This window comes from Acinetobacter sp. B-6 (assembly GCF_056930735.1).
The window spans coordinates 523365-539221 of sequence record NZ_JBXPBY010000001.1 but is presented as its reverse complement, the minus strand read 5'-3'; the positions used below and the strand labels follow the sequence as shown (position 1 = coordinate 539221).

The following is a 15857-nucleotide window of genomic DNA, read 5'->3' as shown; positions in this document are numbered from 1 at the left end:
AACATTAAATGAATGATAAAAACAAATTCATTATACGTTTAATAAAAACTATATGGGATCAAAACAATGTATCGTAAAAATTTATTCTGTCTATTTTTTGCGCTCTCAAACTGCTCAAACTTGGTTATGGCAGATATTGGTGAAACTACTGGACTTGAAACGTATATTCCAAAAGGTTGGAAAATACTGGGTAAAGCTGAAGGTGATTTGAATGGTGATCAACAACCCGATCTTGCTTTGATTATTGAAAATACTGACCCCAAAAATATTGTTCATCATGACTCATATGATAAAAATTCAGAAAATCAAAGACTGAACCTAAATGAACGAAAATTACTGGTTTTATTTAAAGATGATCAAACTTACCATCAAATCGCCAGTAACGATTCACTGCCAAGGGAAAACAACAATGAAAAGAAATGCCTAATTGACCCTCTGATCGTAGACCACTCCCCCATTATCCAGAATGGATTACTCAAAATCTCTCTAAATTTTGGGTTTCGTTGTGAGTCATGGGAGGTTTTTAATAATTTATATAGCTTCCGTTACCAAAACCAAGCATTTTATCTAATTGGCTACGATTTACATTACTTTGATCGACCATCAGGCAATAGTCGTAGTGAAAGTACTGATTTTTTAACCAGAAAATTCAAACAGAGCTTAAGCACTCCTGAGCTTGACCTTAAACGTTCACCACAAATATCACGGTCAAAATTAAACAAAACACCTTTACTCAAATTGGAACAGATCAACTTTGCGCTTTATGTTCACCGTTAGCCTCTCCTAAAGGAAGAAGCAACAGTTTGAAGAAAAGCAGTATTAGAACCCGTGCTCTAAAATACGGATTTTAACTTCAGCCACATGGTCTTTGACTGCAAGCTGATATGCTTGCATATGCTCTGTTTGTAAGTGAGCATTAAGATGCTCAATACTTTCCCATTTTTCAAGCATGACAATCAAATCAGCATCCTGAGGTTGATAATTCACCTCGACATTGGCATCAACTAAAAGCTGATAGCCATGACAGCCCTGTTCTTGCAGTACTGTTGGCGTGATTTTCCTAAAGGCTTGAATAATCTCTTGTTTATGTACGCCATTCGGATGAGCATAAATTTCAGCAATAATTGTTAACATTTTATCTTTCTCAGCATTGTCAATGAGCTATTAATTTGCATTACTTAAGCAAAAAGGCGATTCAAATGATCACGATATTGCTGCTCATATTGTTCAACGTGAGGTGCTTTAATGACATCATTCACAATAAACGTATCCAAACTTTGCATACCTAAAAATTGATTGGCTTTATGAAAAGGTAAATAAACACCATCTACCCCCACGCCATGAAAGAATTGTTCTGGGTCATCAAATGCATCTATAGGTGCATTCCATGTCAGTGACAACATATACTTTTTGTCATGAATTAAGCCGCCCGAACCATACTTTTTTGCAGCATCAGAACGAGTTCGACCATCATTGGCATATAAGCTTCCATGACCAGTGGTAAATACATCATCAATATACTTTTTCATTGTCCACGGTGCACCCATCCACCATCCTGGCATTTGATAAATCACGGTATCTGCCCAAAGGTATTTTTCTACTTCTTCTTGAGCATCATAAGATGAATCTGTACGAGTGATTTTAATGCTATGCCCTAAATCAGATAATACGTGTTCAGCTAAAGTGGTCAAGGTATCGTTTAATTCACCATTTGAATGTGCAAACTGTTTTGCACCATTTACAATCAAAATATTACTCATTGCTCACCTGTGTATCAGCTATGTATTAAGTTTATGGCGCCACTATAGTGATAATTTTTATCGCAAAAAATGCAAAAATAAGCAAAATATTATTGACTAAAAATCAACAATTATGATTAACACATGATTTAAAGTACTGATCGAAATGCAATGGCAATTAATCATGCATAAAAAAACACCCGAAGGTGTTTTTAAAATGATCAGTACATCAAGGAATCAGCCCTTCATCACGCATTGCAATTTGCACAGATTGGCGTTCAGCCACTTTATTGCGTAAAGCTACAATGTTAGTAAACGGCGTTAAATCATGTTGAATATAATTCGACCAGTTGGTTAGCACGAATAAATATGCATCTGCTGGACCAAAACGGTCGTTAACCAAATAATCGTATTCTGATTCTGCCAAATAATCATCAATATATTTCAACATTTTATCTAATGTAGCATAGCCACGCACTTTCTCATCTTCTGTTATTGCTGGATCAAAAAATACAGCATATTCATCATGTAGTTCTGAGTTTAAATAACCTAGCCATTCCAATACTTTGGCACGTCCCAAACCAGATGGTGGGATCAAATCTTGTTTTGGATCATGTTGAGCGATAAAAGGAAGAACCGCGACATTCTCAGTCAAAATCAAACCTGGATTAATTTCTAAAGCGGGGACATAGCCTTTTGGATTAATTTCGTAATAATCAGCACCCTTTTCTGTCTTATGCGTTTTTAAATCAACACGTTCCAGATCAAAATCAACATTAATTTCATTCAATAGAATATGAGCAGCTAAAGAACATGCACCTGGTGAATAATATAACTTCATATCTAATCCTTGTTATATGACTGTTTAAGTTGTAAATGGCTTCATCGGTAATTTCAAGTTAAGAAACATAGAAATTTGCAAATCAGCTTAAATTTATAAAACTGCTACAACTTGAATATTCAGCAAAACGAAGACTTTTTCAAGTCAAACTTAGCTGCATTTTCACTAAAAGATGTTTTAACATACGCATCTTTAAAGAATGATGAAAGGTTTGTAGTGATTAGTCTGAAAAAAGCAGAATGGTTTTCCAATATTCGTACAGATGTACTCGCTGGATTAGTCGTTGGCTTAGCACTTATTCCTGAATCTATTGCATTTTCTGCAATTGCGGGTGTTGACCCTCAAGTCGGGCTTTATGCTTCATTTTGTATTGCGGTGACCATAGCTTTTTTTGGTGGTCGCACAGCCATGATTTCCGCTGCTACAGGCGCTATGGCATTGCTTATGGTGACTTTGGTCAAAGATCATGGTCTACAATATTTATTTGCTACCACAATCTTAACAGGCATTATTCAAATCCTCGCGGGCTATTTCAAAGTCGCAAAATTAATGCGTTTTGTTTCTCAATCTGTGGTGTATGGATTTGTGAATGCATTAGCAATTTTAATTTTTGTCGCACAAATTCCCGAATTGCAACGAATGGATTTGACCGCCTATCTATTTGTTGGATTAGGACTTCTTGTTGTCTATTTATTTCCATATATTCCAAAAATTGGCAGACTGATTCCCTCACCTTTGGTATGTATCATTGTACTTAGTCTGGTCGCAATGCTGTTCAACACAGATATGCGTACTGTGAGTGATTTAGGCAAATTTCCCGATACATTGCCTATTTTTCTTATTCCTGAAATACCGCTTAACCTTGATACTTTAAAAATCATTTTTCCTTATGCAGTTACATTGGCAACTGTAGGTTTACTTGAAACCATGATGACAACCACAATTGTCAATGAAGTCACGCAAACTGAAGGCGATCGTCATAAAGAATGTCGTGGTCAAGGTATTGCCAATATCGCCAGTGGATTTATGGGTGGTATGGCAGGTTGTGCAATGATTGGACAATCGATTATCAATGTTTCTTCTGGCGCACGTACACGTTTGTCAACGCTGGTCGCTGGAGTATTTTTACTGTGTTTAGTGGTCTTTTTAAAAGATTGGTTGGCATATATTCCAATGGCTGCTTTGGTAGCAATTATGATTATGGTGGCATTCACAACTTTTAATTGGGATTCGCTCAAAAACTTTTCCAAACATCCTAAACAAAGTAATACAGTCATGCTCACAGTGGTTGTTATTGTATTGATGACCCACAACTTAGCTTTGGGTGTATTGGTTGGCGTTCTATTATCTGCACTGTTCTTGGTAAATAAACTTGAAAGCGGAGTCAGTGTTCGTTCTGAATTATCCGAAGACCAAAGCCGTCACTATTATGTTTATGGTCAGATTTTCTTTAGCAGTGCCGAAAAGTTTTTTCAATTTTTTGATTTTCATGAAACAACAGATAAAGTCACTATTGATTTAACTCATGCGCATATTTGGGATATCACCTCGGTCAATATGTTAAAGCAGGTACAAAATAAATTTCTACAGAATAATGTTCAAGTTGAAGTGATCGGTATGAATGAAGCAAGCCGTACGCTTGTAGATCAATTTAGTTCATCAACAGGAAGCGCTACTTCATGATTTGAGAAGTGGTATAAAGCATGTGGTGTACTTTTACTGCGAGTAAACTGCATGTTTAAAATTTAAACGGCATCAACTTAGGTTGTATGCTGTTTGCTTTTCATAAACATCCTCTCAAAAAAACTCCAATTTTCATGTTCTAAATCATGTTTAAATCGTAAAAATACCTATTATCAGGTATAGCGAAGTATCTAAATATCTGAAAAACTAGATACATTAAGCATCAATGAGCTTTTTCACATCATGAACAATGAGTTAAGTTTACCTGTACCTGTCATCATAGTAGAGGATGAACCGCTTATACAAAAAAGGCTAGCAGATATATTGGTGAATATTGGCTATTCAACATCAGACTTAGCTTTTGCCCAAAGTTTAGCGCAAGCCAAAGAATTACTTGAAACACAATCTGCATCTTTTGCCTTGGTTGACTTAGGTCTCCCTGATGGAAATGGGATTGAGTTTATTGAAATTTTAAAGAACTATGATCCGACCATTACGGTTTTAGTAATCTCGGCGTGGAGTACTGAAGATGCGATTCTCAACGCATTAAGTGCTGGCGCAACAGGGTATGTACTTAAAGAACGTGATGATATTGAAGTCGCACTTTCAATTAAAAGTGTCTTACGTGGCGGTGCGCCTATAGATCCATTTATCGCGCAAAAAATTTTAAAACAATTACACTTCAATGAAAAAAATAATGGAAATAAACCGATAAATAGCCAAAAATCAATTGAAAATGAGAGTATTTTATCAAAAAGAGAACTTGGAATTTTAGAGCTGGTGTCACAGGGTTTAAGCAATAAGGAAATTGCAGATCAACTCAATTTATCTCGCTATACCGTTGAATCTCATATTAAACATATTTATCGGAAACTTGCGGTATGCAACAGAGCCAAAGCCATCGATACAGCACGCAACATGGGCTTACTCGATTAACTCTCAATATTATTAGTTTTCTGTATTTGCTTTTCGCTATATTGCAAAATGCATCTTTTGCTCAAGCAAATCTCTTAAATCAACATCTTGAAGCAAATAGTAGCTGTCATTTTGAAATTCTTAATATAGAGGTTGCACAAGCGACGGCGAATCAACCAGAACATGCTCCTCAATCTGGCTGGGAGCGTGTTCAATTACCTGATGACTGGGAAAAGCGTTGGGCTCACTATACGGGTAGCGCATGGTATAAAATTCAATGGCGTTACCAATGTAATCAAGACCATCAAGCCGTTGCACTTTTGATAGAACGTATTAATTTAGCTGGTGCAATTTATAGCAATAATGAATTGTTATGGAAAGATAAGTCTCTCGTTGAACCATTATCAAGAAGTTGGAACATGCCAAGATATTGGGTTCTTCCGTCTTCCTCTGTGCAAAATAAGCAAAATGAAATTTTAGTCCGTGTTGTTGGTGTTTCATCACAACATTCTGGCTTAGGCAAAATTCGATTTGGGCGCGCAGAAGATATTGTCAATCAAAATGATCAACTGATTTTCGAACGACGTACTTTATTTCTTATCAATATTATCATCAGCTTTGTTCTAGGAACCATTGGCTTTACGATTTGGTTGTTCCGGCGTGAAGAAAAAGCGTTTGGATGGTTTGGCTTAACCTCATTTTTCTGGGTGTTATTTGCGTATAACATTATATCCACCGTACCCCTTCCATTTACAGATACTTTATTCACAGCTCGACTGAATTTAGTCTTTTTAGTGGGTTATGTATATTGTCTATGTTTATTTGCATGGCGCTTTGCACTTCAACAATACACATATCTTGAACGTTTGCTTTTCGCAAGCTTCATGATTTGCATCATAGCATTACTCTTTACACCTAACGCATATTTGACCAAAAGCTTACTGATTACATTTCTTTATGCAGGTCTTGTGTTTATTTTTAACTGCCTACTGTTTCAATGGATTGCTTTTAAAAAACCCAAAGTCGACATTTTACTTTTAGCCTTTATTTTTCTAATTTACTTGGTGATTATTGTTCATGACCTCTACATCATGCTCCATCATGATGATCAGGAGCTCTATTGGACGCCATTTGCAGCACCAATCACAAGTTTGGCAATTTCCTTTATTCTCGCTTATCGAATTTCACAAAACGTTTCTCGAATTGAAAAGTTCAATCAAACGCTTGAAGAAACAGTTGAGACAGTTACTTTTGATTTAGAACAGTCTTTAGAGAAAAAGCATCAACTGCAAATCGATAATATGCGTTTACAAGAACGCTTGAACTTGTCTCATGAATTGCATGATGGGCTGGGTGGTTCAATTGTACGTTCAATGATTTTACTCGAGCATAGTGAACATATCGAAAAACAACAAGTGCTCTCCATGTTTAAACTTTTACGGAATGATCTCCGACAAGTGATTGACTCAGGTACAAGTTTAGGTGAAAAAGTTCCTGAAAATCCAATCATGTGGGCTGCACCTTTAAGACATCGATTTGTTCAACTTTTCGAAGAAATGGAAATTGAATCGACATGGGTATTTGCTGAAAATTGGCTACTCAAACCACCGCCTTTGATTTGTTTAACCTTGTCGCGTGTAGCGGAAGAAGCATTGACTAATATTATAAAACATAGTCAAGCTTCAGATGTCGAAGTCGCCCTAGTTGAAAATGAACGTCAGCAATTGATTTTAACCATTCAAGACAATGGCATCGGATTTGAAGTAGATCAGGTCCAGTCAGGGTTACATGTTGGCTTACAAAGCATGCAGGTTCGGGTCAAACGAATTGGAGGGAGTTTTGAAATACATTCACAGCAAGGATTTACACTCATCCGTGCTATCTTGCCCTTAAAAGATAAAAATGACTGAATTTAAAAAGAGAAACTAGATCTCTAGTTTCTCTTGGTTTGGACTGTTCAAGTTTATTTCTTTTTAGCGCGTGCCAATACCGATGTTGCTGTCAATAACATCAAGCCAAGTAAAGTCCATAAACCAGTACTTCCCCCACTACTTTTTCCACTTGTTGTAGTTGATTCATTTAAGTCTAAATCTACAACAACAGGATCATGATCAGAAGAACGGAATGCATCTTCACTATAGAAAGATGCAATTTGTTCTTCTGTTTTAAACTCTTCATTATAGTCTAAAGCTGTTGGCTCATCTGCATTGATGTGCCATGCAAAAGTACGTTTAACCATTGGATATAAGTTTGCATCTGCTATGGCATGATCTAGATTACCCGCGCCGCCATTACCCGTTGCATCACTCGCAACTCCAAAGACATAGCTATATGCTAATTTACCTTGACCAATTTTTTCATCATTTAACAATACCTTATAGTTGGCTTTTTCAAAGACTAAGATTGGGTCTTCTTTGGCATAACTGTTCATATCTCCAACCAATAAATAATTAGGCTTTTCAGCTTTGGTTGGATTTGTTGCAATCCATTGAATTAACTTTTGTACAGCAGTTACACGGGTTGGATTCCAGCAGCCTTGACCATCATTTTGATTGGCTTCAGGTGACGTTTTATCATCAGGACAACTGCCTTTGGATTTTAAATGATTCGGTATGACCGTAAAGGTTTTACCCCCAGTTAGCGCTTGGAAGCTTTGCGCCATAGTGACTCGGTTTTTCTGGGTCAAGTCATCATAAACTACTGGGTTACCCACAGTTTTTACACGCTTACTGTTGTAGATAATCGCAACTGCGATCACATCAGTACCTAATTTATCCATATTGGGTGGAATAACATATTTCCAATCTGCCCCCAAAGCCTTGGTCAAATAAGCGACTGCACTTTTATCACCATAACCATTGTTGGCAATTTCCATCAAACCATAAACATCAGCATCAATTGCTTTAATCGCACTCACCGTTTTTGCGTGTTGACGATTAAATTCTGAAGGGGTATTCGCACCACGATCAGGTTTGACACCAATCAATGGAGAGTTGTCATAGTTCAATACATTAAATGCCGCCACACGGACTTGCTTAGTGTCTTTAGCCGGAACATTTGAATTACGAGGGTTGGTATCTTTAACAATTTCTGGAGGTGTTTTATTTTGAATGGGTTGGATGCGCCACGCATTGAAACGATATTCTAAAATCCCTTCAACATTCTTTAACTGATAACCTGTACGTAGAGTATTGGCAGCATTAAAATTCGCTGGAAGCCAAGGTGTTCTATTTTGATTATTATATCCATCATCTAAAATGATTTTTGATAGAAGGTTGGTTTTAGCTAATGCGACTGCTTCGGCTGATTTTGCTGGATATAAGTTGGTCGGGATATATAAACGCCCTAAACTTAATGACAACTGACCATAACGACCATAATCATAGTTTTCACTGACCGTTAAGGTTTGTGGCATTTTCACCAACATTCCCTGATAACGTTTAGGTGAATGACCAGTTGCGTCCATTAAACTTGAAAATGGAAGTTGAATCGGTGTTGCACTGATCAAATTAGCAGCTTGATTATTACAAGTGCCAATATTGTTACTCAGTTGATCAAGCTGCAACTGATTTTGATAGGTCGTTAAACGTCCTTTCAGAATAACTTCCTCCCCCACTTTTCCACCAGTGACTGTACTTCCAGCAGGAATATACACAAAAATGGCGTTACTTAAATTCGCTTTGGCTTTTGTGTCAGGTGTTTGGATATAAAAACCTGAAAATCCATCTTGATAACGATAGTCAGCTGTGATTACACCACGAACAACATGCTGCTGATTCTGAGTTGCAGATTGCAAATCTGCGATGGGTGTATCTGCTGTACTACAACTCACTGCTGTTGCTGGTGGTGTCGCTGTATCTGCACCTAAATAGGTACTAAAGGCATTACGATCTGACCATTTTGTCCATTCACTATCCAAGTCAAAAGCACTATTTGGATCTACTGAACTCACATCATTTTTATTTTTTATTCTGCTTAGGCTATTTCCAGCACTCTTAAATGTTGTTCCCCAACCACCTGTTGGAGCTTCACCAATACGCCCAAAACGATCGACTGGGGTTCCTTTATATAAAAGCACCAATGCATCATCACCATTAAATGCCAAACCAGCGACCTGATTTACTTTATTCCCAATTTCTGCCTGTAATTCACTACGACCTAGAATGAATTTTGCTTTACTGGCTAAATTTCCTTGTAAAGTATATGTTGCAGTTTTGCTCGTTGCTCCATTGGTATATTGTTGAATCTCATAATCCGCAAGGTTAATGGTGGATGCATCTGGATTATATATTTCTAATCCCTTTTTATTTGCTGTGCCGTCAATATATTGACTAAACATCAATTGAGCATAACTTGGAAATGAACAGCCCAATAAAGCTAGGCTTAAACATAAAGTATGAGGTTTTAAAATTTGCATGATTTTTAACGTTTGTTGAAATTTACAGCAGATTAATTTTTATTAATGACAATATCGTGAATTTGAATGATAGATTTATACGCATTTATTTATTGATGAATAATCAAACATTATATGGGTGAGTATAAGCCCTCAAAATTGCGGAAATTTTCAAATGCTCTCTTACAAAAAAGCACCCTTTCGGGTGCAAGAGCATGGGGCTTTAACAACTTTATAAAATATTACAGATTAAGCCTCCAATTGCAGTTGCTGTAACTTAGCCACTTCCTGTTGCTTGAGTAAATTACGTTGAATTTTACCACTGGATGTTTTTGGCAAACTTTCCACAAATTCAATTTCACGTGGGTAAGAATGCTTGGATAAACGTGATCGAACATAGTTTTGCAATTTTGCATTTAATTCATCAGATGAAACAACTTGAGGTTTTAGTACAATAAAAGCTTTTACAATTTCTGTTCGTTCAGGGTCAGGTTTACCAATCACGGCTGATTCTAAAACCTCTGCACACTCCAACAGGGTGCTTTCTACATCAAACGGACCAACACGATAGCCTGACGTTGTAATGACATCGTCTGCACGACCAATAAAATCAATCCCACCTAGTTCATTAAGTCGAACTGTATCTCCAGTTAAATAATAATCTCCCATAAAAGATTTACGGTTATTACCACCATATCCTTTAAACCAAGTGAGCGGTGATTGCTTGAAGTCAATCGCCAAAGTTCCGATCTCACCCATTTTAACTTCTTTATAATCTTGATTTAAAACTGCAAAACGATGCCCAGGATTTGCAAAACCTGCCGAACCTACCTTAATTGGATGTGCTAAAGCGTGATGGTTTCCAATCACCATGCCTAACTCAGTTTGTCCATATTGATCATATATATTAACGCCTAGATCATGGTTAAACCAATGAATCACTTCAGGAGTCAACGGCTCTCCCGCACTACTGACTACACGTAAATAGTCTTTGATTGAACCATCGAATTGTTCTTTAAAACCAAAGAACATTCGAAAAGCCGTAGGAGAACCTGTTAAATTACTGACTTTATACTTCTGTATCACCTCTAAGGCATGATCGACACTAAATGCATGCTCATCCAAAATAATACTGTGTCCAAGTCCCAGTGGACCTGTAATACCATAATATAAACCGTATGCCCAACCTGGATCGGCAAGATTCCAAAATGAATCCTCTTCGCGTAAATCAACGGCATGACGCATATATTCTTTAAATGCTAAAACAGCTTTGAGTGGCACAGGAACTGATTTAGCTAAACCCGTAGTTCCTGATGTAAACATCATTAAAAAATCGTCTTCAAAATTTAACATAACCGGATTGTGTATTGCTGATTGCTTGGTTAAGGTTTCCCAAAAATCAGCTTCTTTTATCTGACTTGAGTCCTTGAGATGGACTGTCAGAATATGAGGTAATTCAATTTGATCCAATTTGCTACGTTGTTCTTGATTGGTGACCATTAACTGCGTATTGGCTGTTGTTATACGATGTTCAATTGCCTTAGATTCAAATGCAGTAAATAAAGGTTGATAGATTGCACCAATTCGCCATGTTGCCAAAATAGTAATGAGTAATTCTGGTGTACGTGGCAATAATCCAGCAATACAATCTCCTGGTTTTAAACCAATCGATTGGAAATAATTTGCCAGCTGTCCAGAAGCTTCTGCAAGTTGCTCAAACGTCCATTGTGCTGATTCACCATTTTTTCCTTCCCAGATCAAAGCAACTTTATTTAAACCAACAAAGCGCCCACAACACTCTTCATAGGCATTGATTGATTGAGGGTTTCCAGCCAGTTGTTCGTCGATCAACTTTTCATAGTCGAATTCGAGATAAGCTTGTTGCAATGTTTTCATGGCAATATCCTTGTATTTGTTACACACATCATCTCGATGTGCAATTCCATATATCTGCGTTCTAGCTCTTATTAAAATGCCGAATCATTCAGCATTTGTTCCTATGCATATAGATAAACATGATTATAAATCATACACAATTTCCAAATACCTCAATCATTCTGCGGTGTTTGGACACTACTACTTGCGTTCCAAACAACAATAGAAAGACCAGCATTTAGCTGGTCTATATTTGCTTTTAAAAGGAGTTTTCTCAGTTGTGTGTTATTGAATCACAGCACGCGCAATGACCAAACGTTGGATATCTGATGCACCTTCATAAATCTGACTAACACGCACATCTCGATAAATCCGTTCAACAGGAAAATCTGAAACATAGCCATAGCCACCATGTATTTGAATGGCATCTGAACAAACTTTTTCAGCGATTTCCGATGCAAAAAGTTTTGCCATAGATGCTTCTTTTAAACAAGGCAAGTCAGCATCTTTCAAACTTGCGGCATGGTAAATCAATTGACGTGCTGCCTCGATTTGAGTTGCCATGTCAGCCAGTCGAAATGCCACCGCTTGGTGCTGAACCAGTTCCACACCGAAAGCTTTACGCTCATTGGCATATTCAACGGCGGCATCCAATGCTGCACGAGCCATACCTACACATTGCGATGCAATGCCAATTCGTCCTGACTCTAAATTGGATAAGGCAATTTTGTAGCCCTCACCCTCATTTCCCAATAAATTTTCAGCAGGAATTCGACAGTTTTCGAAAACAATCGTCGCAGTATCAGAACAGTGTTGCCCCATTTTGTCTTCGATACGGGAAACAATATATCCCTCCGTATCAGTTGGAACAATAAAGCAAGAAATTCCCTTTTTTCCAGCTGTCTTATCCGTCATGGCGAATACAATTGCAACTTGGGCATTTTGTCCCGAAGTGATGAACTGCTTGGTGCCATTAATGACCCATGTATCTCCATCCCGTTCAGCTTTACATAATAGAGCACCAGCATCTGAACCTGCTTGTGGCTCTGTTAAACAAAAACAACCAAGCCATTGCCCTGTTGCCAAAGGGATTAAATAATCTTGTTTTTGTTGCTCTGAGCCATATTTTTGGATAATCCCACACGGTAATGAGTTTTGTACACTCACAATGGTAGAAATCGCGCCATCACCAGCCGCAATCTCTTCAATTGCAACGACCAAGGACATATAGTCCAAACCTGCACCACCCCATTGTTCTGATACAGTCATTCCTAATGCACCCAAATCTCCCAATGCTGCTAATTGCTGTTTCGGAAATTGTGAATGCTTATCTCGTTCAGCAGCAGTTGGCTTGAGTTCATTTTGAGCATAATTCCGCATCATTTCTTGAACCATCTTTTGATCATCATTGAGTATCATTGAGCTTCCCTTTTAGTTCGTTTTTAACAATTTTGAATATTTAAATTCCTATCTCAAAATCAAGCACAGGAACTGATCAACAAAATTTAAAGTCAAATTTGCCCAATACCGCTTTTAAGCAGTATGGGACATTATTTTTCAGGTGTTTTGCTTTATAAATGGCGTAATCAACAGTTGAAGCTAATCCCATCTAAAAGCATAAAGGGATGTGACTTACTTCGGTTGCATACGAATCGCACCATCTAAACGAATTGTTTCTCCGTTTAAATAACTATTTTCACAAATATGCCCAACGAGTTGTGCAAATTCTTCAGGTTTGGCAAGACGTTTTGGAAAAGGAACCATTTCCCCTAGAGCATCTTGAACATTTTGTGGCAAAGCTTTCAACATCGGTGTCTCCATAATGCCGGGAGCAATGGTCATGACACGAATTGCATGTTGCGACAACTCTCTTGCCAAAGGTAAAGTCATTGCGACAACAGCTCCTTTAGACGCAGCGTATGCAGTTTGCCCAATTTGTCCATCAAAAGCCGCCACTGAAGCTGTGTTGATAATGACTCCACGATCTTCTTCACCAGCTGCAAGTTCATAACGTGAGATGACATCTGCCGCAAAACGAAGCATATTAAATGTACCTGATACATTAATATTTAAAACCTTCTGAAATGCATCCAAAGCATGGATACCGTTTTTCCCTAATACCTTTGCAGAAGGACCAATACCTGCACAGTTAATTAAACCGTTAAGTTGTCCATAATCTTGTTCGAGTTGTTTAAAGAATTGTTCTACCGCAATTTCATTGGTCACATCCAATGGTACAAATTTGGATTTTTCACCAAGACGTTTTTGCATTTCTTCACCCAGTTCATGGTTCATATCTACCATGATCACGCTTGCGCCTTGAGCTACCAAATGTGTTGCCGTTGCAGCACCGAGTCCAGATGCACCACCTGTTACCACAAAGACTTTTCCTTCAATTTTCATTTTTCTTCCTTAATTCATTGTTTAAATAAATAGCTATAGATTTTAAATTAAACCCATTTTCGACTTAAGATGAAGAGTAAACATAGTCCAGCTTGAGTACAATTTCCAAAAGTTGCATCCTGTATGATGGATTTGGACAATTTAGAATTTTTGGGTCACTTAACCACGTCTTAAATGCGCTCACAAGATAATGGAATATACTGTGAACAATCAACATTTCATTGAAAGTAAAGGAACCATCTCAATTGCACTCGTACATGAGGCGTTGATTGGTGCAAAAAACAAAGGCTTCGATATTGAAAAAATCTTAGTCAATGCCGAGATTCCGCTTGAACTTTTTAATGCGCCTAAAGCAAGAATTGCTGTTTCAAGCTATGCAAAACTTTGGACTGAAATTGCAGATCAAATGAATGATGAATTCTTTGGTATGGATTCTCATCAAATGCGCCGTGGCTGCTATAAATTACTCACGAAGATGGTGATGCAAGCCGATACACTTCACATTGCCATCGAACAAATCCTACAATTTTTTAATCTTGTTCTTGATGATTTTTCCAGTAAATTGGTAATTGATGAAAATTATGCCTACATTGTCATTACAGATAAATTACAAACCAAAGCCATGTTCTGTTATGCCACCTACATTATGCTGATTCATAGTTTGATTTGTTGGTTAGCTGATCAACGTATTCTACTCAAACAATTACAATTAAAATGCACAGCTCCTGAAGACGATCAAGATTATCGCGTTCGCTTTTGTGAACATATCACTTATCAAACAGACGAAAACTATCTGCAATTCGATGCAAATTACTTAAGTATTCCGATTAAACGTGACCAAAAATCTTGGTATACATTTATTAAAAACAGTCCTGAAAACTTGCTATTAAGGTTTAAGAATCCATTGGCATTAAGCTCTATGGTACGAAAAAAATTACTTTCTCTTTCACCTTGTGCGTGGTTGGAGTTAGGTGATTTAGCTGAACAACTGAATATTTCTGAAGCAACAATTCAGCGTCGTTTAAAAAGCGAAGGTACAAGCTATCAACAGCTTAAAAATGATATTCGCTGTGACATGGCAATTGATCTTTTAACCAAAACAACGCATACCTTACAAGACATCAGCGAATTATTAAACTTTCAAGATGCAAGTGCATTTCACCGTGCTTTTAAAAAATGGACCGGTGTAAGCCCTGGTGCTTATCGCGAACATAAACATTTAGGTTAAAAGAATAAGCTTAAATGGCTTTGCAAAAATGATTTCATGTTCTTACTCAAGTATGTATTAAAGGTATTTTAATTTTATTCTTATAAATTTGAAAAGCTTGTATAAAGTTTTACAGCTTATCTGAACATGGTTGCAAATTCGCCATTATTAGTATATTTTTCACTCAATTCAAAGCAGTCTTTCTGCTTACTTCCTGTGGTACCCTCCTCCCCTTTAATCAGCTTTCAGGTCACTAACATGATTAAGATGATTGATGTACTAGAGCAAAATCTAGTTCAAAATTTTATCCATTCCCTTTCTGCTCAAACTGAACATTTAGATGAGTTGATAGAAGGAATTTTAAAAGCTTCAGATCGTGATGTTGCAGATGCGATCAATGACTTTCTGAACATCAACAATGCTTCAGATCTTGCTCAAGCACTCGATATCCAGCAAGAGCGTATTGAAGCGATCCAATCTGGTTTGGCAATGAAAAAAGAAAATATTGCAGATACAGCGAAAATTGTAGCACTGTGTCTTGCACTTGAAACCAATGCCTTAGACCAAGTTGAAATTGCAGATAGCCTCGAAGATTATCCAATATAAAAGTAGTTCAATAAAAAACGGTTTGAAATCAAGCCGTTTTTTTATGTTTAAATCGCAAAAAATGCTATAAGCACTTTGACTATCCAACTATTCTATTTCGTAAGTAAAAGTAAAAGATGGTTTGCTTCCCTTCATATCAGAAATTGGGAAAAATGTAACATAATTTATATAATCATAATTCAGATTAGGATA

Annotated in this window: 13 protein-coding genes; 6 read left to right on the top strand and 7 right to left on the bottom strand. The window is 37.2% G+C overall.

Going from position 1 to position 15857, the window contains the following annotated elements; translation table 11 throughout:
• Positions 1-66: 66 nt before the first annotated feature.
• Complete coding sequence (locus tag AC1Z3T_RS02425; protein WP_004824358.1) at positions 67-777, top strand: hypothetical protein; 711 nt, start codon at positions 67-69, stop codon at positions 775-777.
• Between the two features lie 42 nt (positions 778-819).
• Here AC1Z3T_RS02425 and AC1Z3T_RS02420 read toward each other — a convergent pair whose 3' ends face one another.
• The 3 genes from AC1Z3T_RS02420 to gstA form a co-directional block, all read right to left on the bottom strand.
• The gene (locus tag AC1Z3T_RS02420) at positions 820-1134 is read right to left on the bottom strand and encodes a putative quinol monooxygenase (RefSeq protein ID WP_100885425.1); all 315 of its coding nucleotides are present in this window, start codon (positions 1132-1134) and stop codon (positions 820-822) included.
• Positions 1135-1178: 44 nt separating this feature from the next.
• Positions 1179-1760 carry an NAD(P)H-dependent oxidoreductase gene (locus tag AC1Z3T_RS02415; protein ID WP_005032168.1) on the bottom strand — a complete coding sequence of 194 codons (582 nt, stop codon included), beginning with the start codon at positions 1758-1760 and terminating at the stop codon, positions 1179-1181.
• A gap of 208 nt (positions 1761-1968) precedes the next feature.
• Positions 1969-2580, bottom strand: coding sequence for a glutathione transferase GstA (gene gstA, locus AC1Z3T_RS02410; protein WP_004824362.1), 612 nt, complete (start codon positions 2578-2580; stop codon positions 1969-1971).
• Between the two features lie 216 nt (positions 2581-2796).
• Between gstA and AC1Z3T_RS02405 the strand changes: the two genes are divergently transcribed.
• From AC1Z3T_RS02405 to AC1Z3T_RS02395, 3 genes are all read left to right on the top strand, one after another.
• A complete protein-coding gene (locus AC1Z3T_RS02405) occupies positions 2797-4263 on the top strand; it encodes a SulP family inorganic anion transporter (protein ID WP_100886301.1) in 1467 nt (488 codons plus the stop codon).
• A gap of 243 nt (positions 4264-4506) precedes the next feature.
• Positions 4507-5199, top strand: a complete 693-nt coding sequence (locus AC1Z3T_RS02400; protein WP_009585195.1) for a response regulator transcription factor — start codon at positions 4507-4509, stop codon at positions 5197-5199.
• On the top strand, positions 5145-7088 hold the full coding sequence (locus AC1Z3T_RS02395) for a sensor histidine kinase (RefSeq protein WP_100885426.1): 1944 nt from the start codon (positions 5145-5147) through the stop codon (positions 7086-7088). The genes AC1Z3T_RS02400 and AC1Z3T_RS02395 overlap by 55 nt, the downstream gene beginning before the upstream one ends.
• 53 nt (positions 7089-7141) lie before the next feature.
• On the opposite strand, the gene AC1Z3T_RS02390 is transcribed toward AC1Z3T_RS02395, so the two are convergent.
• The 4 genes from AC1Z3T_RS02390 to AC1Z3T_RS02375 all read right to left on the bottom strand — a co-directional run bounded on the left by AC1Z3T_RS02390 (position 7142) and on the right by AC1Z3T_RS02375 (position 13852).
• Positions 7142-9595, bottom strand: a complete 2454-nt coding sequence (locus AC1Z3T_RS02390) for an ExeM/NucH family extracellular endonuclease (RefSeq protein ID WP_483396453.1) — start codon at positions 9593-9595, stop codon at positions 7142-7144.
• Between the two features lie 228 nt (positions 9596-9823).
• The gene (locus AC1Z3T_RS02385; protein WP_100885428.1) at positions 9824-11470 is read right to left on the bottom strand and encodes an AMP-binding protein; all 1647 of its coding nucleotides are present in this window, start codon (positions 11468-11470) and stop codon (positions 9824-9826) included.
• A gap of 264 nt (positions 11471-11734) precedes the next feature.
• Positions 11735-12868, bottom strand: a complete 1134-nt coding sequence (locus AC1Z3T_RS02380) for an acyl-CoA dehydrogenase (RefSeq protein WP_100885429.1) — start codon at positions 12866-12868, stop codon at positions 11735-11737.
• 213 nt (positions 12869-13081) lie between these two features.
• Positions 13082-13852 (bottom strand): 3-hydroxyacyl-CoA dehydrogenase, encoded by a 771-nt coding sequence (locus AC1Z3T_RS02375; protein ID WP_004824374.1) that lies wholly within the window; start codon positions 13850-13852, stop codon positions 13082-13084.
• Between the two features lie 190 nt (positions 13853-14042).
• On the opposite strand from AC1Z3T_RS02375, the gene AC1Z3T_RS02370 reads away from it, so the two are divergent.
• Positions 14043-15080, top strand: a complete 1038-nt coding sequence (locus tag AC1Z3T_RS02370) for an AraC family transcriptional regulator (protein WP_100885430.1) — start codon at positions 14043-14045, stop codon at positions 15078-15080.
• Between the two features lie 237 nt (positions 15081-15317).
• On the top strand, positions 15318-15665 hold the full coding sequence (locus AC1Z3T_RS02365) for a hypothetical protein (protein WP_004824377.1): 348 nt from the start codon (positions 15318-15320) through the stop codon (positions 15663-15665).
• The last annotated feature ends 192 nt before the right edge of the window (positions 15666-15857 follow it).

Excerpts from the sequence above, each read along its gene's own strand:
- AC1Z3T_RS02425 (WP_004824358.1), top strand. The coding sequence starts at position 67 with ATGTATCGTAAAAATTTATTCTGTCTATTTTTTGCGCTCTCAAACTGC.
- AC1Z3T_RS02420 (WP_100885425.1), bottom strand. The coding sequence starts at position 1,134 with ATGTTAACAATTATTGCTGAAATTTATGCTCATCCGAATGGCGTACAT.
- AC1Z3T_RS02415 (WP_005032168.1), bottom strand. The coding sequence starts at position 1,760 with ATGAGTAATATTTTGATTGTAAATGGTGCAAAACAGTTTGCACATTCA.
- gstA (WP_004824362.1), bottom strand. The coding sequence starts at position 2,580 with ATGAAGTTATATTATTCACCAGGTGCATGTTCTTTAGCTGCTCATATT.
- AC1Z3T_RS02400 (WP_009585195.1), top strand. The coding sequence starts at position 4,507 with ATGAACAATGAGTTAAGTTTACCTGTACCTGTCATCATAGTAGAGGAT.
- AC1Z3T_RS02395 (WP_100885426.1), top strand. The coding sequence starts at position 5,145 with ATGCAACAGAGCCAAAGCCATCGATACAGCACGCAACATGGGCTTACT.
- AC1Z3T_RS02390 (WP_483396453.1), bottom strand. The coding sequence starts at position 9,595 with ATGCAAATTTTAAAACCTCATACTTTATGTTTAAGCCTAGCTTTATTG.
- AC1Z3T_RS02385 (WP_100885428.1), bottom strand. The coding sequence starts at position 11,470 with ATGAAAACATTGCAACAAGCTTATCTCGAATTCGACTATGAAAAGTTG.
- AC1Z3T_RS02380 (WP_100885429.1), bottom strand. The coding sequence starts at position 12,868 with ATGATACTCAATGATGATCAAAAGATGGTTCAAGAAATGATGCGGAAT.
- AC1Z3T_RS02375 (WP_004824374.1), bottom strand. The coding sequence starts at position 13,852 with ATGAAAATTGAAGGAAAAGTCTTTGTGGTAACAGGTGGTGCATCTGGA.
- AC1Z3T_RS02370 (WP_100885430.1), top strand. The coding sequence starts at position 14,043 with ATGGAATATACTGTGAACAATCAACATTTCATTGAAAGTAAAGGAACC.
- AC1Z3T_RS02365 (WP_004824377.1), top strand. The coding sequence starts at position 15,318 with ATGATTAAGATGATTGATGTACTAGAGCAAAATCTAGTTCAAAATTTT.